This window comes from Streptomyces sp. NPDC048291 (assembly GCF_043201715.1).
Taxonomy (GTDB): Bacteria; Actinomycetota; Actinomycetes; order Streptomycetales; family Streptomycetaceae; genus Streptomyces.
The window spans coordinates 612,083-634,167 of sequence record NZ_JBICZC010000001.1 but is presented as its reverse complement, the minus strand read 5'-3'; the positions used below and the strand labels follow the sequence as shown (position 1 = coordinate 634,167).

The window sequence follows — 22,085 nt, the reverse complement described above, 5'->3', positions numbered from 1 at the left end:
GCCCTCAGCGGGGCAGCTCGGCGCGGCGCAGCCCCGGTACGGCGAGCGCGACGACCCCGCCGAGCCCGCAGACGGCGGCGCTGGCGACGTAGACCGGGCCGAGCCCGAAGGCGCCGATGGCGGCTGCCGTGAACGGCATGCTGAGCGGGGTGAGGCCCAGGCTGATCAGGCCGGAGACGGCGGTGACCCGGCCCAGGTAGGCGGGGTCGGCCTGGGTCTGCAGCAGCGCCCCGCACATGGCGCCGCTGAGCCCGGCGAGCAGGCCGATCAGCAGGGCGACGCCGACCGCGCCGGCGAGGCCCGGTACGAAGGCGAGGGCGCCGATCGCGACGGACCCGGCGAGGATCGAGACGCCGGCGACCAGGCCCGCGCGCGGCAGCCGTCCCCGCACGGTCAGCAGCAGGGAGACGGCCCCGGCGCCGACGCCGAACCCCGCGAGCACCCAGCCCACGCCTGCCGCGCCCCAGCCGCGCCGGTCGGCGAGCAGGGTCAGCCCGACGTTGAGGGGGCTGACGAAGCCCAGGTCGCCGAGGGCTATGGCCAGCATCAGCGGGGCCAGGATCCGGTGCCGGCGCACGTGCGCGAGGCCGGCCCTCAGGTCCTGCCAGGGAGTGGGGGCGGCGGCGCGGTCGTCGGCCGGGAGTTCCCGCACCCGCAGGGTCGTCAGCAGGGGCACCGACACGGCGATGAGCAGCCCGGCGAGGCCGAAGGCGGCCGCGGCGCCGCCGACGGCGACCCCGAGGCCGCCGAGCGGGGCGCCGAGGATGCTCGCGACGCGGATGGCGAGACCGCGCATGCCCTGCACGCGCGCGAGCTGGTCGCGGCTCGTCACGCGCGCGGGAAGGGCGCCCACGGCGGGCATGAACACGGCGTCGACGATGCCGAAGACCAGGGCGAGCGCGGCGAGCGGCCACAGGCCTGGGCTGGTCAGGAACAGCAGCGCGGCAACGGCGAGGACGGCGGCGCAGCGGACCGCGTCGGAGGCGATGACGACCCGGCGGGGGCCGAGCCGGTCGGCCACCACCCCGCCGAACAGCATCAGCACGGCCCGGGGCAGCGCGCTGACGGACATCACCGCCCCGGCCTGCGCGGGTGACCCGCCCTGGACGGCGGCCCAGGACAGGGCGATGTAGTAGACGCTGTCGCCGACCATGGAGGAGGTGTAGGCGCCGAGCCAGCGCAGGACGTTGGGGTCGCGGTGGGCGGGGCGCGGTGCGGCGGTGGCCGGGGCTGTGAGGGTCGCGGTCACGGAGGTGGGCCCTTCTCAGAGGCGGAACGGGAAGCCGTACACGTGCAGCGCGACGTGCTCGCGCCCTTCGGTGTCGCCGTCGGCCTCGGCGGACCGGCCCTTCTCGTCGTACTTCCTGGCCAGGGCGAGCAGTTCCTCGCGGAGTTCGGCCAGTTCGGCCGCGGTCAGGCGGAGCAGGGACTCGCTGTCGGGGGCGGCGGCGTTCCACTCGGTGCTCCAGGTGGCGCGCTCGTCGAGGTAGCGGCGGTACAGGTCGGCCCGCTGGTCGTGGAAGAGCCGGGTGGCGGCGAGGTGGGCGGCGGCTTTCTCGGGTGCGTCCCGGAAGTCGCGGTCCCGGATGGTGATGCCCTCCGAGGCCGGCTGCCACCAGCGCTCCCGGCCGTCCGCGCGCTGCGGTTCGGCCGCTTCGATGAGGCCGTGCTCGGCGAGCTTGCGCAGGTGGTAGCTGACCAGTGAGACGGCCTCGTCGACCTGGTCGGCGAGCTGCGAGGCCGTCGCCTTGCCGGCCACGCACAGGCCCCGGTAGAGCTTCATGCGCAGCGGGTGGGCCAGCGCCTTGAGGGTGCCGATGTCGGTGATCGGGCGGTCCCGCTCCCTGTCCGTCATGTCACCGACCCTAGATACGAAAGGAAAGTTGCGCAATATTTTTTGCGCAACTTTCCTTTCGTATCTGTGCGGTGAAAAGCCCCGGCGCCCTCCGCGGGCACCGGGGCCGGGTTCGGTGCGGCGTCAGCGCACCGGGTGCCCCGCCTCGCGCAGGGTCTGCTTCACCTCGCCGATCCGCAGGTCGCCGAAGTGGAAGACGGAGGCCGCGAGGACCGCGTCCGCGCCCGCCGTGACGGCCGGGGGGAAGTGGGCGAGCGCGCCGGCGCCGCCGGAGGCGATGACCGGGACCGTGACGTGCTTGCGGACGGCGGTGATCATCTCCAGGTCGTAGCCGTCCTTGGTGCCGTCCGCGTCCATCGAGTTGAGCAGGATCTCGCCCGCGCCCAGCTCGGCGGCCCGGTGCGCCCACTCGACGGCGTCGATGCCGGTGCCCTTGCGGCCGCCGTGGGTGGTGACCTCGAAGGAGCCCGATTCGGTGCGGCGGGCGTCGACCGAGAGGACCAGGACCTGGCGGCCGAAGCGTTCCGCGATCTCGCGGATCAGGTCCGGGCGGGCGATGGCCGCCGTGTTGACGCCCACCTTGTCGGCGCCCGCGCGGAGCAGCTTGTCGACGTCCTCCGCGGTACGGACGCCGCCGCCGACCGTCAGGGGGATGAAGACCTGCTCGGCCGTGCGGCGGACCACGTCGTACGTGGTCTCCCGGTTGCCGGAGGACGCGGTGATGTCCAGGAAGGTCAGCTCGTCGGCGCCCTCCGCGTCGTACACCTTGGCCATCTCGACGGGGTCGCCCGCGTCGCGCAGGTTCTGGAAGTTGACGCCCTTGACGACCCGGCCGTTGTCCACGTCCAGGCAGGGGATGACTCGGACCGCCAGGGTCATGAATCCACGGCTCCTCTGTATGCCTCTAGCTCTGCCTCGACCAGGATGCGCGGGTCGACGAAGCCGGTCACCACGACGAACGTGGTCACCGGGCGCACCAGGTCGAAGACCTCCTTGTGGGCGCGTCCCACCGCGTCCATGTCGCGCGCGTGCGCGAGGAACAGGCGGGTGCGGATCACCGACTCCGGTCCGAGCCCGAACTCGGCGATCGCCTCCAGGGCGGTGGCGAAGGCCACCCTGGCCTGCTCGTACGGGTCGCCCTCCCCGTACAGCACGGTGCCCTTGAAGGACGTCGTACCGCCCACCACCACACGGTCGCCCGCCGCGACGGCGCGGGCGAAACCGAAGCTCTCCTCCCAGGGACTTCCGCTCTGCGCGCGCCGTACGGCATCGGACGTCATCGTGACACTGCCTCCAGTGCTTCTTCCAAGGTGAACGCCTTGGCGTACAGGGCCTTTCCGACGATGGCACCCTCGACACCGAGGGGTACCAGGTCGGCGAGGGCCCGGAGGTCGTCCAGCGACGACACGCCGCCGGAGGCCACGACCGGCCGGTCCGTCGCCGCGCACACGTTCTTCAGGAGCTCCAGGTTCGGGCCCTGGAGGGTGCCGTCCTTGGCGATGTCGGTGACGACGTAGCGGGCGCAGCCCTCCTGGTCGAGGCGGGCGAGCGTCTCGTAGAGGTCGCCGCCGTCGCGGGTCCAGCCGCGGCCCCTGAGGGTCGTGCCGCGCACGTCCAGGCCGACGGCGATCTTGTCGCCGTGCTCGGCGATGACCTTGGCGACCCACTCCGGGGTCTCCAGGGCGGCCGTGCCGAGGTTCACGCGGGTGCAGCCGGTGGCGAGGGCCGCGGCGAGGGTGGCGTCGTCGCGGATGCCACCGGAGAGCTCGACCCTGATGTCCATCGCCCCGGTCACCTCGGCGACCAGCGCGCGGTTGTCGCCGGTGCCGAACGCCGCGTCCAGGTCGACCAGGTGCAGCCACTCGGCGCCCGACGCCTGCCAGGCGAGGGCGGCCTCCAGGGGTGAGCCGTAGGAGGTCTCGGTCCCGGACTCGCCGTGCACGAGGCGGACGGCCTGGCCGTCGCGGACGTCGACGGCGGGGAGGAGTTCGAGCTTGCTCACAGTGTTCCGATCCAGTTGGTGAGGAGCTGGGCGCCGGCGTCGCCGGACTTCTCGGGGTGGAACTGGGTGGCCCACAGGGCGCCGTTCTCCACGGCGGCCACGAACGGCTTGCCGTGCGTCGACCAGGTGACGAGCGGAGCGCGCATCGCCGGGTTCGCCGTCTCCAGGGTCCAGTCGTGGACCGCGTAGGAGTGCACGAAGTAGAAGCGCGCGTCCGTGTCCAGGCCGGCGAACAGTTCGGAGCCGACCGGGGCTTCGACCGTGTTCCAGCCCATGTGGGGCACGATCTCGGCCTGCAGCGGCTCGACCGAGCCGGGCCACTCGTCGAGGCCCTCGGTCTGGACGCCGTGCTCGATGCCGCGCGCGAACAGGATCTGCATGCCCACGCAGATGCCCATCACCGGCCGTCCGCCGGACAGCCGGCGGTCGATGATCCAGTCCCCGCGCGCCCCGCGCAGGCCCTCCATGCAGGCGGCGAAGGCGCCGACGCCGGGCACCAGCAGGCCGTCCGCGTTCATGGCCTCGTCGAAGTCACGGGTGATCTCGACGTCGGCCCCGGTGCGGGCGAGGGCGCGCTCGGCGGACCGGACGTTGCCGAAGCCGTAGTCGAAGACGACGACCTTCTTCGACGGTTTCGACGGTTTCGGAGATCTCGACGGTGCGGTCAATTCCACACCTCCAGCCGCATGACGCCCGCCACCAGGCACAGGGCGGCGCTGATCGAGAGCAGCACGATCAGGCTGGTGGGCATCTTCTGCTTGACGAAGGAGATGATTCCGCCGACCAGGAAGAGTCCGACGACGATCAGTATGGTCGAGAGGCTGTTCATCGCTTACAGCGCGCCCTTCGTCGAGGGGAGGATGCCGGCCGCACGCGGGTCGCGCTCGGAGGCGTAGCGCAGCGCCCTCGCGAGAGCCTTGAACTGGCACTCCACGATGTGGTGCGCGTTACGTCCGTACGGTACGTGCACGTGCAGGGCGACCTGTGCCTGGGCGACGAAGGACTCCAGGATGTGCCGGGTCATGGTGGTGTCGTACTCGCCGATCATCGGCGCCATGGTCTCCGGCTCGGTGTGCACCAGGTACGGGCGGCCGGACAGGTCGACGGTGACCTGGGCGAGGGACTCGTCCAGCGGGACCGTGCAGTTGCCGAAGCGGTAGATGCCCACCTTGTCGCCGAGGGCCTGCTTGAAGGCGGCGCCGAGGGCGAGGGCGGTGTCCTCGATGGTGTGGTGCGAGTCGATGTGCAGGTCGCCGTCGGTCTTCACGGTGAGGTCGAACAGACCGTGCCGGCCGAGCTGGTCGAGCATGTGGTCGTAGAAGCCGACGCCGGTGGCGATGTCGGTCTTGCCGGTGCCGTCGAGGTCGATCTCGACGAGGACCGAGGTCTCCTTGGTGGTGCGCTCCACGCGCCCTACGCGGGTCATGCGTCCAGCTCCTTCTTGACTTCACGTACCGCGTCGAGGAACGCGTCGTTCTCTTCGGGGGTTCCGGCGGACACCCGCAGGAAGCCGGGCACGCCGTTGTCCCGGACGAGGACCCCCCGGTCGAGGATCCGCTGCCAGACCGCGTGCGGGTCCCCGAACCGCCCGAACTGCACGAAGTTGGCGTCGGACTCGGTGACTTCGAGGCCCGCCGCGCGCAGCTCGGCGACCAGCCGGTCCCGCTCGGCCTTCAGCTGCTCGACGTACTTCAGCAGCGTGTCGGTGTGCTCCAGGGCGGCCAGCGCGGTCGCCTGGGTGATCGCCGACAGGTGGTACGGCAGCCGTACGAGCTGTACGGCGTCCACCACCGCGGGGTGCGCGGCGAGGTAGCCGAGGCGCAGGCCGGCCGCGCCGAAGGCCTTCGACATGGTGCGGGAGACGACGAGATTCGGCCGACCTTCGAGCAGCGGCAGCAGCGAGGCGCCGTGGCTGAACTCGATGTAGGCCTCGTCCACGACGACGATCGCCCCGGCGGTCGCGGCCTTGGCGGCCTGGGCGGCCTCGTAGAGCGCGAGGACCGTCTCGGCCGGCACCGCGTTGCCGGTGGGGTTGTTGGGGGTGGTGATGAAGACGACGTCCGGCCGGTGCTCGGCGATGGCCGCCGAGGCCGCGGCCACGTCGAGGGTGAAGTCCGCGTTGCGGGGGCCGGAGATCCAGCGGGTGCCGGTGCCGCGCGAGATGAGCGAGTGCATCGAGTACGACGGCTCGAAGCCGATCGCCGTACGACCGGGTCCGCCGAAGGTCTGCAGCAGCTGCTGGATGACCTCGTTGGAGCCGTTGGCCGCCCACACGTTCCCGAGGGTGAGCGGGTGGTTGCCGGTCTTCGTCAGGTACCTGGCCAGCTCGGTGCGGAGCTGGACCGCGTCCCGGTCGGGGTAGCGGTTCAGGTCGCGGGCGGCCTCGCGCACCCGCTCGGTGATCCGCTCGACCAGGGGTTCGGGCAGCGGGTAGGGGTTCTCGTTCGTGTTCAGCCGTACGGGGACGTCCAACTGGGGCGCGCCGTAGGGGGACTTGCCGCGCAGCTCGTCCCGTACGGGGAGATCGTCGATGCCGAAGCTCACTTGCCCGTCGGTACCTTCCATCCGAACCTTGCCTTGATCGCCGCGCCGTGCGCGGGCAGGTCCTCCGCCTCGGCCAGCGTGACCACGTGGTGCGCGACGTCGGCCAGCGCGTCCTTCGTGTAGTCGACGATGTGGATGCCGCGCAGGAACGACTGCACGGACAGCCCGGAGGAGTGGCACGCGCAGCCGCCGGTGGGCAGCACGTGGTTGGACCCGGCGGCGTAGTCGCCGAGGGAGACCGGCGCCCAGGGCCCGATGAAGATCGCGCCCGCGTTCTTCACCCGGTCGGCCACGGCGGCGGCGTCGGCGGTCTGGATCTCCAGGTGCTCGGCGCCGTACGCGTCGACGACCCTCAGGCCCTCGTCGACGCCGTCGACCAGGACGATCGCGGACTGCCGGCCCTTGAGGGCGGGCACGATCCGGTCCTCCACATGCCTGGTGGCCGCGACCTGCGGCTCCAGCTCCTTCTCCACCGCGTCCGCCAGCTCCACGGAGTCGGTGACCAGCACCGCCGCCGCGAGCGGGTCGTGCTCGGCCTGGCTGATCAGGTCGGCGGCGACGTGCACCGGGTCGGCGGTGGCGTCCGCGAGCACGGCGATCTCGGTCGGGCCGGCCTCGGCGTCGATGCCGATCCGGCCGGTGAAGTAGCGCTTGGCGGCGGCCACCCAGATGTTGCCGGGGCCGGTGACCATGGTGGCCGGCGGGCAGGACTCGGTGCCGTACGCGAACATCGCGACGGCGGTGGCGCCGCCGGCCGCGTACACCTCGTCGACGCCGAGCAGGGCGCAGGCGGCGAGGATGGTCGGGTGCGGCAGGCCGCCGAACTCGGCCTGCGCCGGGGAGGCGAGGGCGATCGACTCGACGCCGGCCTCCTGCGCGGGCACCACGTTCATGATCACGGAGGACGGGTAGACCGACCGGCCGCCGGGCGCGTAGAGCCCGACGCGCTCCACGGGCACCCACTTCTCGGTGACGGACCCGCCCGGCACGACCTGGGTGGTGTGGGCCGCACGGCGCTGCTCGCGGTGGACGAGACGGGCGCGCCGGATGGACTCCTCCAGGGCCGCGCGCACGGCCGGGTCGAGCTCGTCCAGCGCCTTGGCCAGGGCCTCGGCCGGGACCCTGACCCGCTCCAGCGTGACCCCGTCGAACTTCTCGGCGAAGTCGATCAGCGCCGCGTCGCCCCGATGATGCACGGCCTCGCAGATCGGACGCACCTTCTCCAGGGCGGCCGAGACGTCGAAGTCGGCTCGGGGCAGCAGGTCGCGCAGAGCGAGGCCCTCGGGAAGGGCGTCGCCGCGCAGATCGATTCGGGAGATCACAGGCTCAATTCTCTCAGACGGCACTCGGAGCCCGTCCGCGCGTATCAATGGCTGATACAGAACGTGAGCCGACGACCGCACCGGGCGCCACCGCATGGCCGATACGGGACGCGGGGCCACGGCCGGTGCATAGCCTGGCCGGAACCCGGAAGATCACCTTCACTTCCTGTGTTCGGGATCCCACCCACCGGGCATCACCGGTTGTACCGAAACATGACTCACGAGTAGTTGAGGAAGAAGGAAGAGCCGTGACCGAGGGGGACGGCGTCCGGGACGGGGACCTGCCGGACGATCTGACCGCGGCCGAGGCCGGTATGTGGCAGGCGTTCCGCAACGGCAGCGTGTACGACCTGAGCAGCGGCGACCCGCGCGTGGACGATCCGCACGGCGGCCACCCGTGGGGACCCGAGCGGACCGTGCGGGCGCGGATCGTGTGCTGGCTGCTGCTCGACGGGCCGCCCGCGCTGGCCGGCCGGGTGGCCTCGCTGAAGCTGGTCGGTGTCCGGATCACCGGCCCCCTGGACCTGGCGGGCGGCACGGTCACCCCGTACCTGGAACTGCGCGGCTGCCGGTTCGACGACGAGATCCTGCTGCCGGAGGCGCACTTCACCACCGCGCGGTTCGTGGACTGTGCGGCGCCCCGCCTGGAGGCCGCCCGCCTGCACACGGAGGGTGACCTGCATCTGCCGCGCTGCCGCTTCCTCGGCGGGGTCCGGCTGACCGACGCGCACATCGGCACCGACCTGCTGCTGAACCAGGCGGTGGTCTACCGGGACCGCAGCGGGCGGTCGATCGCGGCGGACGGCATGACCGTCGGCCAGGACCTGCAGGCGGAGCTCCTGGAGACGCACGGGGAGCTGAGCCTGCGCAGCGCCAAGGTGGGCGTCTCGCTGAGCCTGCGCGGGGCGCGGCTGCGCAACCCCGACGGGCGGTTCGCGCTGAACGCGCCCCAGCTGACCGTCGGCCGGACCCTGTACCTGACCCCGGCCGGGGTGGGCGGCCCCTGGCAGAGCGGGACGACCCCGGCGCGCGGGACGCGGATCCAGCGGTTCGAGTGCCAGGGCGGGATCCGGCTGGACGACGGGCGGTTCGGGGACGCGGTGGACCTGGAGCGGGCGCGGCTGGCCTTCACGGACGACCAGGAGCTGTCGCTGCGCCGGGTGCAGGCGCCGGAGCTGCGGTTCCTCGGGGAGGAGCCGCAGCGCGGGCGGGTGGTGCTGTCCGGCGCCCGGGTCGCCAACCTGGTCGACCGGGCGACCAGCTGGCCGGGTCCCGGACGGCTGCACATGGGCGGCTTCGGCTACGAGAACCTGGTGCCGCAGGGCCCGTTCCCGCTGACCCGGCGGCTGGACTGGGTGGCGGCGGCGACCGCCGAGTACAACCCGGAGCCGTACGAGCGCCTGGCGACCGTGCTGCGGGCCGCGGGCGAGGACGAGGACGCGCGCGAGGTGCTGCTCGCCAAGCAGCGGCGGCGGCGCGAGACGCTGCCGCCGGCCGCCAAGCTCTGGGGGTACGCGCAGGACCTGACGGTGGCCTACGGCTACCGGCCGGGCCGGGCGGCGGTGTGGATGGCGGTGCTGTGGGCGGCGGGCACGCTCGCGTTCGCGCACGCCCCGCACCCGCCGATGAACTCGGGCGGCCACCCGGCCTGGGATCCGGCGCTGTTCGTCCTGGACCTGCTGCTGCCGGTGATCGACCTGGGCCAGGTGGGCCAGTGGCGGCTCACCGGCGGCTGGCAGTGGGCGGCGGCGGTGATGATCCTGCTGGGCTGGATCCTGGCGACGACGGTGGCGGCGGGGGCGACGAGGCTGCTGCGGCGGGGGTGACGAGTGGTGCCCTGCCTGTGGCGTACAGCTGACAGGTACCGCACAGGTGAGCAACAGTCACCTTTTACCTTCCCTTGACCAACGGCCATACAACTTTCGTGGAGTTGGCCATACCGTCTGGCGCTGCCCCGACCTGCGGACTTTCAATGGTCAACGCCATGGCTTCGCTGCGCGCGCTCTTCCGTTCCGCACGGAGGGCAACGAACGCTTCGCCTCTCGCCGCCGGACCGCTCCCGGCCGACGACGAGGCGTTCCTCGACGCGCCCGACGAACGGCTCGCCCCCGCGCTGGTCGCGGCCGGCCGGGGCGAGTACCAGGCGGCGGCGACGCTGCTGGCCGGCACCCGGGCCGCGGCCGAGTGGGAGGAACGCGACCGGTACGTGCACCGGCTCGCCCTCTTCGCGCGCTCCCGCGCCGAGTGGCTCGGCCAGTGGGCCGCCGCCGCCCCGCACGACCCGGACCTGCTGCTGGTCCAGGCCCAGCTCGCGGTGGTGCACGCCTGGGACTCCCCCGCCCGCGCGGAGCTGCTGCGCCCGCTCAGCCCGCTGATCACGGCGGCGGCGCGCGGCGACGACCGGGACCCGGTGCCGTGGCGGATCGCGCTCGACCACGCCCGCGGGACGAACGCCGGCCACAAGTACTTCGAGGAGCTGTGGGAGGCGGCGGTCCGCCGCGCCCCGCACCACTACGGCTGCCATGTGGCGGCGCTGCGCTACCTGGGCACCTACTGGCACGGCTCGCACCACGAGTGCTTCGACTTCGCCGACCTGGCGGCACAGGACGCTCCGGCCGACTCCCTCGTCCAGGCCCTGCCGGCCCGTGCCGCCTTCGCCTACCTCACCGACGGCTGCGGCCCCGAGGTGCGGCGGGCCCGCCTGGACGCGGCGGCCGACCGGGCGATCGCCCTCTCCGCGCGGTTCCCGGCGGCCGACACGTGGCCGGCCGAGATCCGCAACAATCTGATGTACCTGCTGGTCCGCCTGGAGCGCTGGGAGGCCGCCCGGGCCCAGCTGCGGCTGATCGGCCCGTACGTCACGTCCTTCCCCTGGGACCGGCTCTCCGAGGACCCGCTGGGCCATTTCGCAGGCCTGCGCGCCCACCTGCTGGCCGGTACGGAACCGCTCCCCGAGGCCGTACTGATCCCCTCGCCGAGGGCCGCGGGGCGCCCACGGGCCGAGCACGGCGGACATGTTCCCGCCGATGACCACTAGGCTGTGGCGCCGTGACCACCGTCCGTCTCCCCCTCTTCCCGCTGAACTCGGTGCTGTTCCCGGGGCTGGTGCTGCCGCTGAACGTCTTCGAGGAGCGCTATCGCGCCATGATGCGCGACCTGCTGAAGACGCCCGAGGAAGAACCGCGCCGGTTCGCCGTCGTGGCGATCCGCGACGGCCACGAGGTGGCGCCGAGCGCGCCGGGCATGCCGGACCCGACGGCGCAGCCCGACCGGGGCCCGGCGGCCGGCTTCGGACCCGACCCCCTCAAGTCCTTCCACCGGGTGGGCTGTGTGGCGGACGCGGCGACGATCCGGGAGCGGGCGAACGGCACGTTCGAGGTGCTGGCCACCGGGACGAACCGGGTGCGGCTGGTCTCCGTCGACGCGTCGGGCCCGTTCCTGACGGCGGAGTTCGAGGAGCTGACGGAGGAGCAGGGCGACGAGGCCGGCGCGCTGGCCGAGGGCGTCCTGCGGGCCTTCCGCCAGTACCAGAAGCGTCTGGCCGGGGCGCGTGAACGCTCGCTCTCCACGGGCGTCGACCTCCCCGACGAACCGTCCGTCGTGTCCTACCTGGTCGCGGCCGCGATGATGCACGACACCCCCACCAAGCAACGCCTGCTCCAGGCCCCCGACACGGCGTCCCGCCTGCGCGACGAGCTGAAACTCCTTCGCTCCGAGACGGCGATCATCCGTAATCTGCCGTCACTGCCCGCGGCGGAGCTGACGCGGGCGCCGACGAGCCTGAACTGAGCCGGGGTCTCCTGAATGCCGAAGAAGTCGAAGAAGCAGCAGTCCGGCGGCGGTGGCACCCCGGCGACGGTGGCCCTGACCACGGCGGGCGTGGACTTCACCGTCCACGCATACGACCACGACCCCGCCCACCCGTCCTACGGCGAGGAGGCGGCGGAGGCGATGGGCGTGTCCCCCGACCGTGTCTTCAAGACCCTGGTCGCGGACGTCGACGGCGCGCTCACGGTGGCGGTCGTCCCGGTGGCCGGCAGCCTGGATCTCAAGGCCCTGGCCACGGCGGTCGGCGGCAAGCGCGCGGCGATGGCGGACCCGGCCCTGGCCGAGCGTACGACGGGCTACGTCCGCGGCGGCATCTCCCCGCTGGGCCAGCGCAAGAGGCTCCCCACGGTCCTGGACGCCTCGGCATCGGCCCACCCCACCATCTGCGTCTCGGCGGGCCGCCGGGGCCTGGAGGTGGAACTCGCCCCGACCGCCCTCGCAACCCTCACGAACGCGACGCTGGCCCCGATCGGCCGTGCGTGACCTCTCGACGTGTCCTCCGTACTGGGTTAAGTACAGAGGGCATGTCGAAGAAGACACGGAAAAGGAAGTGGCGCCTGAAAAAGGGCCGCTCGAACCACGGTCGCCGCCCGGCCTAGCCGATCGGGGGCGCCGGACACTCCACCACCCCGCACACCACGGACCACCCTCACGGTGCCTCCGACGCCCCCCTACCGACCCACTGGCCCTGGCCACACACAGAGCAGAGGCCGCCTCGGGCTGGTCACGCAACTCCCCGCGCCCCCGACGGCACCCGCACCCACCGCCCCCTGGAGGATGGGACGAGCAGGGCGGCGGGGGCGCGGAAAACTATGCCGGTGGGGCGGTGTAGGGGCCGTCCTCGTACGGTGGCTCCGGGTCGCGGGGGCCGAACAGCGCCGTCAGCCCCAGGTGGACCACCAGCGCCGACAACGACCACGCCAGCAACGCCCCCTTCGCCCCGAGCTTCAGCGGCGCGGAGAACGTCACCCCCTTGCCCACGGCCTTCGCATGGGCTATCACATCCTGCTCCGGCCCCATCCACACCCCGAGCCGCCAGGCCAGCACCGACCCCAGCAGCCCCCCGACCCCCAGCGCCACCACCAACGGCACACCCCCACGCCGCCGCCACACGAACGCCACGACCGCGCTCACGACCCCGAACGCCAGCGCCAGCAGCGTGAACGTCCCGTCGACCCCGGCCGCCTGCTCCCCCTCGCTGTCCTTGAGGTAGACCGCCCAGCTCTTCCCGGACTGGTCCCCCACCAGCGGCACGTGCGGCGCCAGCCACAGCCACAGCAACCCGAGCAGCACCCCGCTCACCGCCACCGCGACGGCGATCACCGCGGCCTCCCGCAGTTCGGTCTTCATCCCGGGACCGTCCTGTCCGTACGCTGCGTACTGTCCGTACTCCCCCGCGGCCTCCCCGGCAGGCGGCGGAGCCTGCCAGGCCTGGTGCGGGGACTGGTCGTGCGGCGGCGGAGGCGGCGTCAACGGTGCGGTCACGATGCCATCGTGCCAGTTCGGCCTGTGGGGCGCGTCACCGGACGGCGGCCCTGCGGTAGGCCCAGGTGGCGACGGCCAGCGAGACGACCCCCACCCCGGCACAGACGCCCAGGTCAGCGAGGACGACGGTCCAGTCGGGCCGCGCCCCGAACGTCCGGGCGTAGGCCTCGACGCCGTACGTCGAAGGCAGCAGGTCGCGCGCGAACCGGATGATCCCGGGCATCCGGTCCGGCGGCAGCACGCCGAGCAGCAGCGCCGCCGACATGCCCAGCTGCCCGAGCAGGGTGGCCAGTTCGGGGCGTGGCGCGAGCAGCCCGCAGGCCGCCCCGAGCCCCGCCAGGGCCGCCCCGGCGAGCGGGATCACCGCGACGAGGATCCACAGGTTCCCGAGCGGCAGCCCGAACAGCACGCACCCGAAGACGGCCGTGACCAGCGTCCCCGGCACGGTGAAGGAGGCGTACGCCGCGGCCGCACCGAGCACCACCGAGGCGGGCGGCACGGGCAGCGTGGCGTAGTGGTCGAGCCCGCCGCTCGCCCGGAGCTGCCCGAAGTACTGCGCCAGCAGGTTCAGCGCCACGTAGGCGACCACGACCACCGACGAGCCCGCCACCACGGACTGGGCCTCGCCCCGCGAGTCCACCACCCCGCGCATCATGATCATGATGCCGACGGACTGGAAGGTCGCGACGAACAGCAGCGGGATCCGTGCCACCCGGGCCCGGGACAGCTGCGCACGGTAGACGGCCACCAGCGACGGCCACAGCCGCGCCCGCGGGCCCAGCTCGGCCGCCGGGCCGCCCGGCGCCGTCTCCTCCACGGCCAGGGCACCGCCCGGCAGTACCTCAGCGGGTACGACACTCACGTCGCGCTGCTCCCTTTCCGTGCGGCACCTGCGGCCCGTACCGCCGCCGCGTCTTTCCGTACGCGCCCGGCCGCCGTCCTGTTCACCCTCACGTTCACGGTCACGCCTTCACCAGCCCCTGCCGTGCGGCGCCGCCCAGCGCCAGGTAGACGTCCTCCAGGCTGGGCGTGGCGAGGGTGAAGTCGTCGAGGGCGGCGAAGGCGGCCCCGCCGGTCACCGTGGCGACGACGGCACGCGCCTCCTCGGGCGCGAGCCGCAGCGTCCAGCGCCGGCCGGACTCGACGGCGCGCTCGCGCAGGACGGCCACCTCGGGCACGTCCAGCGGCGGTCGCTCGCGCCACACCAGCTCGACCCGTACCTCGCCGGCGACCCGTTCCTTGAGCCCGGCGGGGGTGTCGCAGGCGATGACCCGCCCCTGGTCGAGGACGGCGACCCGGTCGAGGACCGTCTCGGCCTCGATGACGTTGTGGGTGACCAGCACCACGGTGGCGCCCCGCTCGGCCCGCCGCCGGTCCACGGCGGCCCACACGGCCCGCCGAGCCACGGGGTCCATCCCGGTCGTCGGCTCGTCGAGCACCAGCAGTGACCGCTCCCCGACCAGCGCGGCGGCGAAGCAGGCGAGCCGCCGCTGGCCGCCGGAGAGCTTCTTGAGCGCCTGTCCGGCGATCGGCGTCAGGCCCAGCTCGTCGAGGACGGCGTCGCGCTCGCTGCGCGCCTGCCGTACGTCCAGTCCGCGCAGCCGCCCGGTGGTCTCGGCCGCGAGGGAGACGGTCAGCTCGTCGAGGGCGCTGGACTCCTGTCCCAGGTAGGCGAGGATCCGCGCGGCCCGCTCCGGGTGCCGCACGATGTCGTGCCCGAGGATCTCGACACTGCCCGCGTCGGGCCGCAGGAGCCCGGTGAGCTGCCGTACGAGTGTCGACTTGCCGGCCCCGTTCGGCCCGAGCAGCCCGAAGATCTCCCCGCGCCGGACGTCGAGCTCCACCCCGTCGGTGGCCCGCACCTCGGGCACGCCGGGAGCGCCACGCCGCCCTTTGACCGCGGCGTAGGTCTTGGTCAGCCCACGCACGGCACACACGACATCACCCTGCCGCCGAAGTGCCCGACCCACGCCCGTACTCACAAGGGACGAGCCTACGGGGTCACCCCGGTTTACTCGCCTTTGGGGCGCCTCAGCTTTCCAACGCCTTGGGGGCAGCGCGCCCCAAAGGGGCGCGGGGAACTGCGCGACAAGCCCCCACCGGCCCGCACCCGAAACGACATCCGCGGCCCCTCACCTCACTCCGCCGACGCATGCTCCCCGGCCCCCGCCGGCACGTCGAACTCTCTCCAGAACCCCGCCCGAATGGCGTACCGGTCATGCTCGTCGATCTGGTCGTCCTTGTGCGCGAGCAACCCGAACCGCGCCGCGTACCGCAACAGCTCCCCGTCGATCCGGTGCGGAATCCGTGGATACATCCCCGACAGCTTCTGCAGATGCGCCTGGTCCCCGAGCCGCGACATCCACCGCTTGGCGAACACCTGCCCGACCTCGTACGGATCCCCGCCGACGGTCGTGATGTCCTCCTCCCGGTCGGCCCACCGCTGCTCCGCGGTGGTCAGCTGCGCCAGCGTCGGCATGGAGGCCGCCTCCGCCGGTTCCGCCGCGACCCCCGGCCGGTCCACCCACCCCTTGTCGGAGGACCACCGCAGCGTGGCCGTGGTCGCCGCCTGCTGAGCCGGCGGCGAGAGCGGCTGCGCGCCCGGCGCCCGCAGCGCGGCGAGGTCCTTGGGCGTGGGCACCCCCTTCGGCGCGGGCACCCGATCCGGCGCCCCGTTCTCCACGATGCTCGCGGCAGGCGCCCGGTCCACGTCCTCGGTACCCGGCTCGGGGGCCGCCGCCAGCGACGACTCGGGCAGCGGCGCCGAGAGGATCGCGGCGATCTCCGGCCGCGGCACCGGCGGCGGCGCGCAGACCGCGGTCAGTTCCTTGGCCCGTACCGCCTGGGTGATCCACGCCCGGTCCAGCACCCGCCGCTCGTCGGCCTCGGCGACCAGGTCCTCGGACTGGTTGTAGTCCCCGTCGGCGGCCTGCACGGCCCACAGGTGTACGGCGACCCCGTGCTCCTTCGCGGCCATCATGCCCGGCAGCAGGTCCCCGTCGCCGGTCACCAGGACGACGTCGGAGCAGGCCCTGTTCCTGGCCAGCTCGGTCAGTTCGGCGTGCATAGCCGCGTCCACGCCCTTCTGCGCCCAGCGTCCGTCGCTGCGGGTCAGCGCGCCGAGCCGGACGGTCACCCGGGGCATCACGCGCAGCCGGCGGTGTTCCGGCTGGGGGACACGGTCGGGGGCGCCGTCGAACCAGTAGATGCGCAGCAGTGGACGCTCGGTGTCGGACTCCGCGCGGTCGCGCAGCGCCTGGATCAGCGCGGCGTGGTCGACGGTGATGCGGGATCGGGAGGGCTCACCGGCGAGGAGACTGGCGGCGGCACCCAGCAGATACCCGGCGTCCACCAGGACGATGCAGCGGTCCACGCGACTCACCCTCTTTCCGGGAGGTTTGCTTTCGGGGCTTCCTTCGAGTCTGCCCGACCACGCGGGGGTTAACGGCCCGAACTCGATCTTCGGCGTGGCGTTTCGGGACCTCGCTCTCCGACAAGCCCTGTCACACACGGTAATTATCCGAAATGCGTCCGTTGTCAGCCTATGTGAATCTGAATTCGGCCCCTAGATCCCCCACAGGAGGCAGATCACCATGGCCAAGAACAAGAACCGCAAGGGTGGCTCCCAGAGCCGCACCTCGCAGAGCGAGCAGACCCACGAGCACGGGCAGCGTACGTCGAACGAGTCCCAGGACTCGCCGGTGTCGCACATCCAGGGCAGCCCGGCCGACGTGGCGCGCAAGAAGCAGAAGAGCTTCGGCCACAACTGAGCGGACTGACCAGGTCCCCGCGGGCTGTTGAAGCCCGGGCACGCAGGAGGGGCGCACCCGTTGCGGGTGCGCCCCTTCCGCACGTGTACGGCTTTCGCGCGTATACGACCGGCCGTGTCGACCGACCGCGTACGACCGGCCGGGAGCCGGGGCCTATCCGGCCAGGCAGGACGGGCCGAGCAGCACCTTCAGGTCGCCGAACAGTGCCGGGTCCGGCTTCACCCGGTGCCGGTCCAGGCGCAGCACGGTGGTCTTGGTCGGGCCCTGGAGCTTGATCCGGACCTCGCTGTCGCCCTTGTGGTGGCTGAGGATCTCGCCGAGCCGGCTGACCATGGGCGGGGTGACCCGGGTGGCCGGGATGGTGAGGATCACGGGCGCGTTGGTGCCGGCGTTGGAGAGGTCCGGGACCGCCAGCTCCATGGCGACCAGCCGGGGCACGTCCTCGCGCTTGTCGAGGCGGCCCTTGACGAACACGACCGCGTCCTCGACGAGTTGGGTCGAGATCAGCTGGTAGGTCGCCGGGAAGAACATGCACTCGATGGAGCCCGCGAGGTCCTCCACGGTGGCGATCGCCCAGGCGTTGCCCTGCTTGGTCATCTTGCGCTGCAGGCCCGAGATGATGCCGCCGATGGTGACCACCGCGCCGTCGGCGTGCTCGCCGCCGGTGAGCTGGGCGATGCCGGCGTCGGCCTTGTCGGAGAGCACGTGCTCCAGGCCGAAGAGCGGGTGGTCGGAGACGTAGAGACCGAGCATCTCCCGCTCCTGGGCGAGCAGGTAGGTCTTCTCCCACTCGTCGGTGGTGAACTCGACGTCCAGTCCGAAGCCGGGCTCGCTGTTGTCCTCCTCGCCCATCCCGCCGAAGAGGTCGAACTGCCCCTCGGCCTCCTTGCGCTTGACCGCGACCACGTTGTCGATCATCGGTTCGTACTGCGCGGTGAGGCCCTTGCGGGTGTGCCCCATGGTGTCGAAGGCGCCGGCCTTGATCAGCGACTCCGTGGTGCGCTTGTTGCAGGCGACCGCCTCGACCTTGTCGAGGTAGTCGGGGAAGGACGCGTACTTGCCCTTGGCCTTGCGGCTCCTGATGATCGACTCGACCACGTTGGTGCCGACGTTGCGGACGGCCTCCAGGCCGAACAGGATCACGTCGTCGCCCTGCGCCGCGAAGTTGTGCACCGACTCGTTGACGTTCGGCGGGAGCACCTTGATGCCCATGCGGCGGCACTCGTTGAGGTAGACGGCCGACTTGTCCTTGTCGTCCTTGACCGAGGTGAGCAGTCCGGCCATGTACTCGGCGGGGTGGTTCGCCTTCAGGTAGGCGGTCCAGTAGGAGACCAGGCCGTACGCGGCGGAGTGCGCCTTGTTGAACGCGTATCCGGCGAACGGGACCAGCACGTCCCACAGGGACTGGATGGCCTCGTCGCTGAAGCCCTTGTCGCGGGCACCCTTCTGGAAGAGGACGAAGTTCTTCGCCAGCTCGTCGGGCTTCTTCTTGCCCATCACGCGGCGCAGGATGTCGGCCTCGCCGAGCGAGTACCCGGCGATGATCTGGGCGGCCTTCTGCACCTGCTCCTGGTAGACGATCAGGCCGTAGGTGACGGCCAGGACCTCTTCCAGGGGCTCCTCCAGCTCCTTGTGGATCGGGGTGATCTCCTGGAGCTTGTTCTTGCGCAGCGCGTAGTTGGTGTGCGAGTCCATGCCCATCGGGCCGGGACGGTAGAGCGCGGAGACGGCGGAGATGTCTTCGAAGTTGTCGGGCTTCATCAGGCGCAGCAGGGAGCGCATGGGTCCGCCGTCGAACTGGAAGACGCCCAGGGTGTCGCCGCGCTGGAGGAGTTCGAAGGTCTTCGGGTCGTCGAGCGGCAGGGCCAGCAGGTCGAGGTCGATGCCCTTGTTGGACTTCACCATCTTGACGGCGTCGTCCATGATCGTCAGGTTGCGCAGGCCGAGGAAGTCCATCTTCAGCAGGCCGAGCGACTCGCACTGCGGGTAGTCCCACTGCGTGATGGTCACGCCGTCCGTGTGCCGCACCCAGATCGGGGCGTGGTCGACGATGGGCTCGCTGGACATGATCACGCCGGCGGCGTGCACACCCATCTGCCGGACCAGGCCCTCGACGCCCTTCGCGGTGTCGATGACCTTCTTGACGTCCGGCTCGTTCTCGTACATCCCGCGGATCTCGCCGGCCTCGTTGTACCGGGGGTGCGAGGGGTTGGTGATGCCGTCGAGGTCGATGCCCTTGCCGAGGACGTCGGCGGGCATCGCCTTGGTGAGGCGGTCGCCCATCGCGTACGGGTAGCCAAGGACGCGCGCGGAGTCCTTGATGGCGTTCTTGGCCTTGATCTTGCCGTAGGTGCCGATCATGGCGACCTTGTCGGCGCCGTACTTCTCGGTCACGTACCTGATCACCTCGACGCGCCGACGCTCGTCGAAGTCGATGTCGACGTCGGGCATGGAGACGCGCTCGGGGTTGAGGAACCGCTCGAAGATCAGGCCGTGCGGGATCGGGTCGAGGTCGGTGATGCCCATGGCGTAGGCGACGATCGAACCGGCCGCGGAGCCTCGGCCGGGGCCGACCGCGATGCCGTTGTTCTTGGCCCACATGATGAAGTCGGCGACCACGAGGAAGTAGCCCGGGAACCCCATCTGGATGATGACGTCCAGCTCGTACTCGACCTGCTTCTGGCGGTCGTCCGGGATGCCGCCGGGGAAGCGGCGCTCCATGCCCCGGCGGACCTCCTCCTTGAACCAGGTGACCTCGGTGTAGCCGTCGGGGATGTCGAACTTCGGCATGAGGTTCTTGGCCTCGAACATGCCGGTGGTGTCGACCATCTCGGCGACCAGGAGGGTGTTGGCGCAGCCCTCCTGCCAGGCGTCCGAGGAGTCGACGGCGTACATCTCGTCCGTGGACTTCAGGTAGTAGCCGGTGCCGTCGAACTTGAAGCGGTCCGGGTCGGAGAGGTTCTTGCCGGTCTGGATGCACAGCAGGGCGTCGTGGGCGGTCGCCTCGTGCGCGTAGGTGTAGTGCGAGTCGTTCGTCACCAGCGGCGGGATGCCGAGCTTCTTGCCGATCTCCAGGAGGCCGTCGCGGACCCGGTGCTCGATCTCGATGCCGTGGTCCATCAGCTCCAGGAAGTAGCGGTCCTTGCCGAAGATGTCCTGGTATTCGGCGGCCGCCTTCAGTGCCTCGTCGTACTGTCCGAGGCGCAGCCGGGTCTGGAGCTCGCCGGAGGGGCAGCCGGTGGAGGCCACGATCCCCTCGGACCACTGGGAGATCGTCTCCTTGTCCATCCGGGGCCACTTCTGGAGCCAGCCCTCGGCGTACGCGTCCGAGGAGAGCCGGAAGAGGTTGTGCAGGCCGGTGCTGTTCACGGCCCACATCGTCTTGTGGGTGTAACCGCCGGAACCGGAGACGTCGTCCCGCTTCTGGTGCGGCTGGCCCCACTGGATCTTGCGCTTGTTGCGCCGGGACTCGGGGGCGACGTACGCCTCGATCCCGATGATCGGGGTGACCCCCGCCTTCTTCGCCGTGTGGAAGAAGTCGTACGCCCCGTGCAGGTTGCCGTGGTCGGACATGGCGATGTGCGTCATGCCCATCTCGTTGCAGGCGTTGAACATGTCCTTGAGCCGCGCGGCACCGTCCAGCAGCGAGTACTGGGTGTGGACGTGCAGGTGCGTGAAGGGCGGCTTTGACACGGTTTCGGCCTCCGAAGGAAATCAGGCGTCGAGGATCTTCCGACCGGCTGCGGACAGTCTGGCGGGACAGCGGAATCCTATGCCTCGGCACTGACACCCGGCGGGCTGCCCCGCGTACCTTCGTGCCGAGAAAGCGGGCACTCCCGGGGACCTTCGCACGTTGGTCCGGGCGAGAGATCCGCGCCACATGTCAGGCACCACACGCACCAGGAGGCACCCAGCGATGTCGGTCCCCCAGCTCAACGGCGAGCAGCGCGGCGAGGAGATCCTCGCCGTCTTCGACACCGCCTTCGGCGAGCTCCTGGCCGCCGACCCGGCCGCGTTCCGCGTGAAGTTCCGGAAGATGGCGGCCTCGGCCTTCGCCTTCTACCGGGGCACGGCCGCGCTCTTCTACCACGACCTGGACGCCGAACACGCGGGCCCGGGCGGCGGGCGGATATACACCGGCCCGTACCTGGACGAGCGCACCTCGCGCGTGTGGATCCACGGCGACCTGCACGCGGAGAACTTCGGCACCTACATGGACTCCAACGGCCGCCTGGTCTTCAACGTCAACGACTTCGACGAGGCCTACGTCGGCCCGTTCACCTGGGACCTGAAGCGCTTCGCCGCCTCCATCGCGCTGATCGGGTACGCGAAGGCGCTCAGCGACGAGCAGATCACCGAGCTGGTCGAGGTGTACGCGGACGCGTACCGCGAGCGCATCCACGCCCTGGCGACGGGCGCGAAGAGCGACGAGGTGCCGCCGTTCACCCTGGACAGCGCCGAGGGCCCGCTGCTCGGCGCGCTGCGCGCGGCCCGCTCGCTGACCCGTTTCGAGCTGCTGGACTCGATGACGGAGATCCGCGACTTCGAGCGCCGCTTCGCCTCCGGCGGCGGCTCCATCGAGCTGGACGCGGCCACCCGCTACAAGGTCCTCGCCGCCTTCGACGGCTACCTGGAGACGCTCCCCGAGTCGTCGCTGTCCCGGCCGGACTCCTACCGCGTGAAGGACGTCGTGGGCCGCCGCGGGATCGGCATCGGCTCGGCCGGCCTGCCGTCGTACAACATCCTCCTGGAAGGCGCCACGGACGCCCTGGAGAACGACGTGGTGATCTACATCAAGCAGGCCCAGACCCCGGCGGTCTCCCGGCACGTCACGGACCCGGCGATCCGGGACTACTTCCAGCACGAGGGCCACCGCACGGTGATCTCGCAGCGCGCCCTGCAGGCGCACGCCGACCCGTGGCTGGGCTGGACCGAGCTGGACGGCGCGGGCCAGCTGGTCGCCGAGGTCTCGCCGTACGCGGTGGACCTGGACTGGAGCGACATCGACGACCCGGAGGAGATCGCGGCGGTGGTCACGGACCTCGGCCGGGCCACGGCGTCCATGCACTCGGCGGCCGACGACACCTCCGGCGAGTCCCTGGTGCCGTTCTCCACCGAGCGGGCCATCGACGCGGCGATCGCGGCCGACGAGGACGGTTTCGCGGGCCTGCTCGCCGACTTCGCGCACAGCTACGGCGCCCGCGCGCGTGCCGACCACCAGATCTTCGTCGACCTCTTCCGCAACGGCCGCATTCCAGGGCTGTAACCTTCGCCGATTC

At 71.7% G+C, this 22,085-nt stretch carries 21 protein-coding genes; 6 read left to right on the top strand and 15 right to left on the bottom strand.

The window, feature by feature from the left end:
- Positions 1-4 precede the first annotated feature (4 nt).
- The 10 genes from ACGF5O_RS02740 to hisD form a co-directional block, all read right to left on the bottom strand.
- Positions 5-1,249, bottom strand: coding sequence for an MFS transporter (locus ACGF5O_RS02740; RefSeq protein ID WP_393808106.1), 1,245 nt, complete (start codon positions 1,247-1,249; stop codon positions 5-7).
- A gap of 15 nt (positions 1,250-1,264) precedes the next feature.
- A complete protein-coding gene (locus tag ACGF5O_RS02735; protein ID WP_393808105.1) occupies positions 1,265-1,855 on the bottom strand; it encodes an ArsR/SmtB family transcription factor in 591 nt (196 codons plus the stop codon).
- Positions 1,856-1,978: 123 nt separating this feature from the next.
- On the bottom strand, positions 1,979-2,734 hold the full coding sequence (hisF, locus tag ACGF5O_RS02730; protein WP_393808104.1) for an imidazole glycerol phosphate synthase subunit HisF: 756 nt from the start codon (positions 2,732-2,734) through the stop codon (positions 1,979-1,981).
- Complete coding sequence (locus tag ACGF5O_RS02725; RefSeq protein WP_393808103.1) at positions 2,731-3,135, bottom strand: RidA family protein; 405 nt, start codon at positions 3,133-3,135, stop codon at positions 2,731-2,733. Before ACGF5O_RS02725 ends, hisF begins: the two co-directional genes overlap by 4 nt.
- Positions 3,132-3,857 (bottom strand): bifunctional 1-(5-phosphoribosyl)-5-((5-phosphoribosylamino)methylideneamino)imidazole-4-carboxamide isomerase/phosphoribosylanthranilate isomerase PriA, encoded by a 726-nt coding sequence (gene priA / locus ACGF5O_RS02720; RefSeq protein WP_393808102.1) that lies wholly within the window; start codon positions 3,855-3,857, stop codon positions 3,132-3,134. The genes ACGF5O_RS02725 and priA overlap by 4 nt, the downstream gene beginning before the upstream one ends.
- Positions 3,854-4,525 carry an imidazole glycerol phosphate synthase subunit HisH gene (gene hisH, locus ACGF5O_RS02715; protein WP_393808101.1) on the bottom strand — a complete coding sequence of 224 codons (672 nt, stop codon included), beginning with the start codon at positions 4,523-4,525 and terminating at the stop codon, positions 3,854-3,856. The genes priA and hisH overlap by 4 nt, the downstream gene beginning before the upstream one ends.
- Positions 4,522-4,686 (bottom strand): hypothetical protein, encoded by a 165-nt coding sequence (locus tag ACGF5O_RS02710; RefSeq protein WP_351704898.1) that lies wholly within the window; start codon positions 4,684-4,686, stop codon positions 4,522-4,524. The genes hisH and ACGF5O_RS02710 overlap by 4 nt, the downstream gene beginning before the upstream one ends.
- A gap of 3 nt (positions 4,687-4,689) precedes the next feature.
- Positions 4,690-5,283: an imidazoleglycerol-phosphate dehydratase HisB gene (gene hisB, locus ACGF5O_RS02705; protein WP_393808100.1), complete on the bottom strand. Its 594-nt coding sequence runs from the start codon at positions 5,281-5,283 to the stop codon at positions 4,690-4,692.
- Positions 5,280-6,401 carry a histidinol-phosphate transaminase gene (locus tag ACGF5O_RS02700; protein ID WP_393808099.1) on the bottom strand — a complete coding sequence of 374 codons (1,122 nt, stop codon included), beginning with the start codon at positions 6,399-6,401 and terminating at the stop codon, positions 5,280-5,282. Before ACGF5O_RS02700 ends, hisB begins: the two co-directional genes overlap by 4 nt.
- Complete coding sequence (gene hisD / locus ACGF5O_RS02695) at positions 6,398-7,723, bottom strand: histidinol dehydrogenase (protein WP_393808098.1); 1,326 nt, start codon at positions 7,721-7,723, stop codon at positions 6,398-6,400. Before hisD ends, ACGF5O_RS02700 begins: the two co-directional genes overlap by 4 nt.
- Positions 7,724-7,971: 248 nt before the next feature.
- On the opposite strand from hisD, the gene ACGF5O_RS02690 reads away from it, so the two are divergent.
- The 4 genes from ACGF5O_RS02690 to ybaK all read left to right on the top strand — a co-directional run bounded on the left by ACGF5O_RS02690 (position 7,972) and on the right by ybaK (position 12,034).
- Complete coding sequence (locus ACGF5O_RS02690; RefSeq protein WP_393808097.1) at positions 7,972-9,549, top strand: oxidoreductase; 1,578 nt, start codon at positions 7,972-7,974, stop codon at positions 9,547-9,549.
- Between the two features lie 146 nt (positions 9,550-9,695).
- Positions 9,696-10,760 carry a hypothetical protein gene (locus tag ACGF5O_RS02685; RefSeq protein WP_393808096.1) on the top strand — a complete coding sequence of 355 codons (1,065 nt, stop codon included), beginning with the start codon at positions 9,696-9,698 and terminating at the stop codon, positions 10,758-10,760.
- 11 nt (positions 10,761-10,771) lie between these two features.
- Entirely contained in the window at positions 10,772-11,512 is a 741-nt protein-coding gene (locus ACGF5O_RS02680; RefSeq protein WP_393808095.1) for an LON peptidase substrate-binding domain-containing protein, read from the top strand.
- A gap of 15 nt (positions 11,513-11,527) precedes the next feature.
- Positions 11,528-12,034, top strand: coding sequence for a Cys-tRNA(Pro) deacylase (gene ybaK, locus ACGF5O_RS02675; RefSeq protein ID WP_393808094.1), 507 nt, complete (start codon positions 11,528-11,530; stop codon positions 12,032-12,034).
- A gap of 327 nt (positions 12,035-12,361) precedes the next feature.
- Here ybaK and ACGF5O_RS02670 read toward each other — a convergent pair whose 3' ends face one another.
- The 4 genes from ACGF5O_RS02670 to ACGF5O_RS02655 all read right to left on the bottom strand — a co-directional run bounded on the left by ACGF5O_RS02670 (position 12,362) and on the right by ACGF5O_RS02655 (position 16,409).
- The gene (locus ACGF5O_RS02670; RefSeq protein WP_393808093.1) at positions 12,362-13,036 is read right to left on the bottom strand and encodes an AAA family ATPase; all 675 of its coding nucleotides are present in this window, start codon (positions 13,034-13,036) and stop codon (positions 12,362-12,364) included.
- A 34-nt stretch (positions 13,037-13,070) separates the two neighbouring features.
- Positions 13,071-13,898 carry an ABC transporter permease gene (locus ACGF5O_RS02665; RefSeq protein WP_393808092.1) on the bottom strand — a complete coding sequence of 276 codons (828 nt, stop codon included), beginning with the start codon at positions 13,896-13,898 and terminating at the stop codon, positions 13,071-13,073.
- Between the two features lie 100 nt (positions 13,899-13,998).
- Entirely contained in the window at positions 13,999-14,973 is a 975-nt protein-coding gene (locus ACGF5O_RS02660; protein ID WP_393808091.1) for an ABC transporter ATP-binding protein, read from the bottom strand.
- 200 nt (positions 14,974-15,173) lie between these two features.
- Positions 15,174-16,409, bottom strand: coding sequence for an NYN domain-containing protein (locus ACGF5O_RS02655; protein ID WP_393808090.1), 1,236 nt, complete (start codon positions 16,407-16,409; stop codon positions 15,174-15,176).
- Between the two features lie 220 nt (positions 16,410-16,629).
- Here ACGF5O_RS02655 and ACGF5O_RS02650 point away from each other — a divergent pair, with 220 nt between their 5' ends.
- Positions 16,630-16,806: a hypothetical protein gene (locus tag ACGF5O_RS02650; RefSeq protein WP_393808089.1), complete on the top strand. Its 177-nt coding sequence runs from the start codon at positions 16,630-16,632 to the stop codon at positions 16,804-16,806.
- Between the two features lie 153 nt (positions 16,807-16,959).
- Here the strand turns inward: ACGF5O_RS02650 and dnaE are convergent, their stop codons facing one another.
- A complete protein-coding gene (gene dnaE / locus ACGF5O_RS02645; protein ID WP_393808088.1) occupies positions 16,960-20,499 on the bottom strand; it encodes a DNA polymerase III subunit alpha in 3,540 nt (1,179 codons plus the stop codon).
- Positions 20,500-20,722: 223 nt separating this feature from the next.
- Here dnaE and ACGF5O_RS02640 point away from each other — a divergent pair, with 223 nt between their 5' ends.
- The gene (locus ACGF5O_RS02640; protein ID WP_393808087.1) at positions 20,723-22,072 is read left to right on the top strand and encodes a DUF2252 domain-containing protein; all 1,350 of its coding nucleotides are present in this window, start codon (positions 20,723-20,725) and stop codon (positions 22,070-22,072) included.
- Positions 22,073-22,085 lie beyond the last annotated feature (13 nt).

Bases quoted from the DNA above. Each gene is read 5' to 3' on its own strand.
- ACGF5O_RS02735 (WP_393808105.1), bottom strand. From the start codon at position 1,855: ATGACGGACAGGGAGCGGGACCGCCCGATCACCGACATCGGCACCCTC.
- hisF (WP_393808104.1), bottom strand. From the start codon at position 2,734: ATGACCCTGGCGGTCCGAGTCATCCCCTGCCTGGACGTGGACAACGGC.
- ACGF5O_RS02725 (WP_393808103.1), bottom strand. From the start codon at position 3,135: ATGACGTCCGATGCCGTACGGCGCGCGCAGAGCGGAAGTCCCTGGGAG.
- ACGF5O_RS02710 (WP_351704898.1), bottom strand. From the start codon at position 4,686: ATGAACAGCCTCTCGACCATACTGATCGTCGTCGGACTCTTCCTGGTC.
- hisB (WP_393808100.1), bottom strand. From the start codon at position 5,283: ATGACCCGCGTAGGGCGCGTGGAGCGCACCACCAAGGAGACCTCGGTC.
- ACGF5O_RS02685 (WP_393808096.1), top strand. From the start codon at position 9,696: ATGGTCAACGCCATGGCTTCGCTGCGCGCGCTCTTCCGTTCCGCACGG.
- ybaK (WP_393808094.1), top strand. From the start codon at position 11,528: ATGCCGAAGAAGTCGAAGAAGCAGCAGTCCGGCGGCGGTGGCACCCCG.
- ACGF5O_RS02650 (WP_393808089.1), top strand. From the start codon at position 16,630: ATGGCCAAGAACAAGAACCGCAAGGGTGGCTCCCAGAGCCGCACCTCG.
- ACGF5O_RS02640 (WP_393808087.1), top strand. From the start codon at position 20,723: ATGTCGGTCCCCCAGCTCAACGGCGAGCAGCGCGGCGAGGAGATCCTC.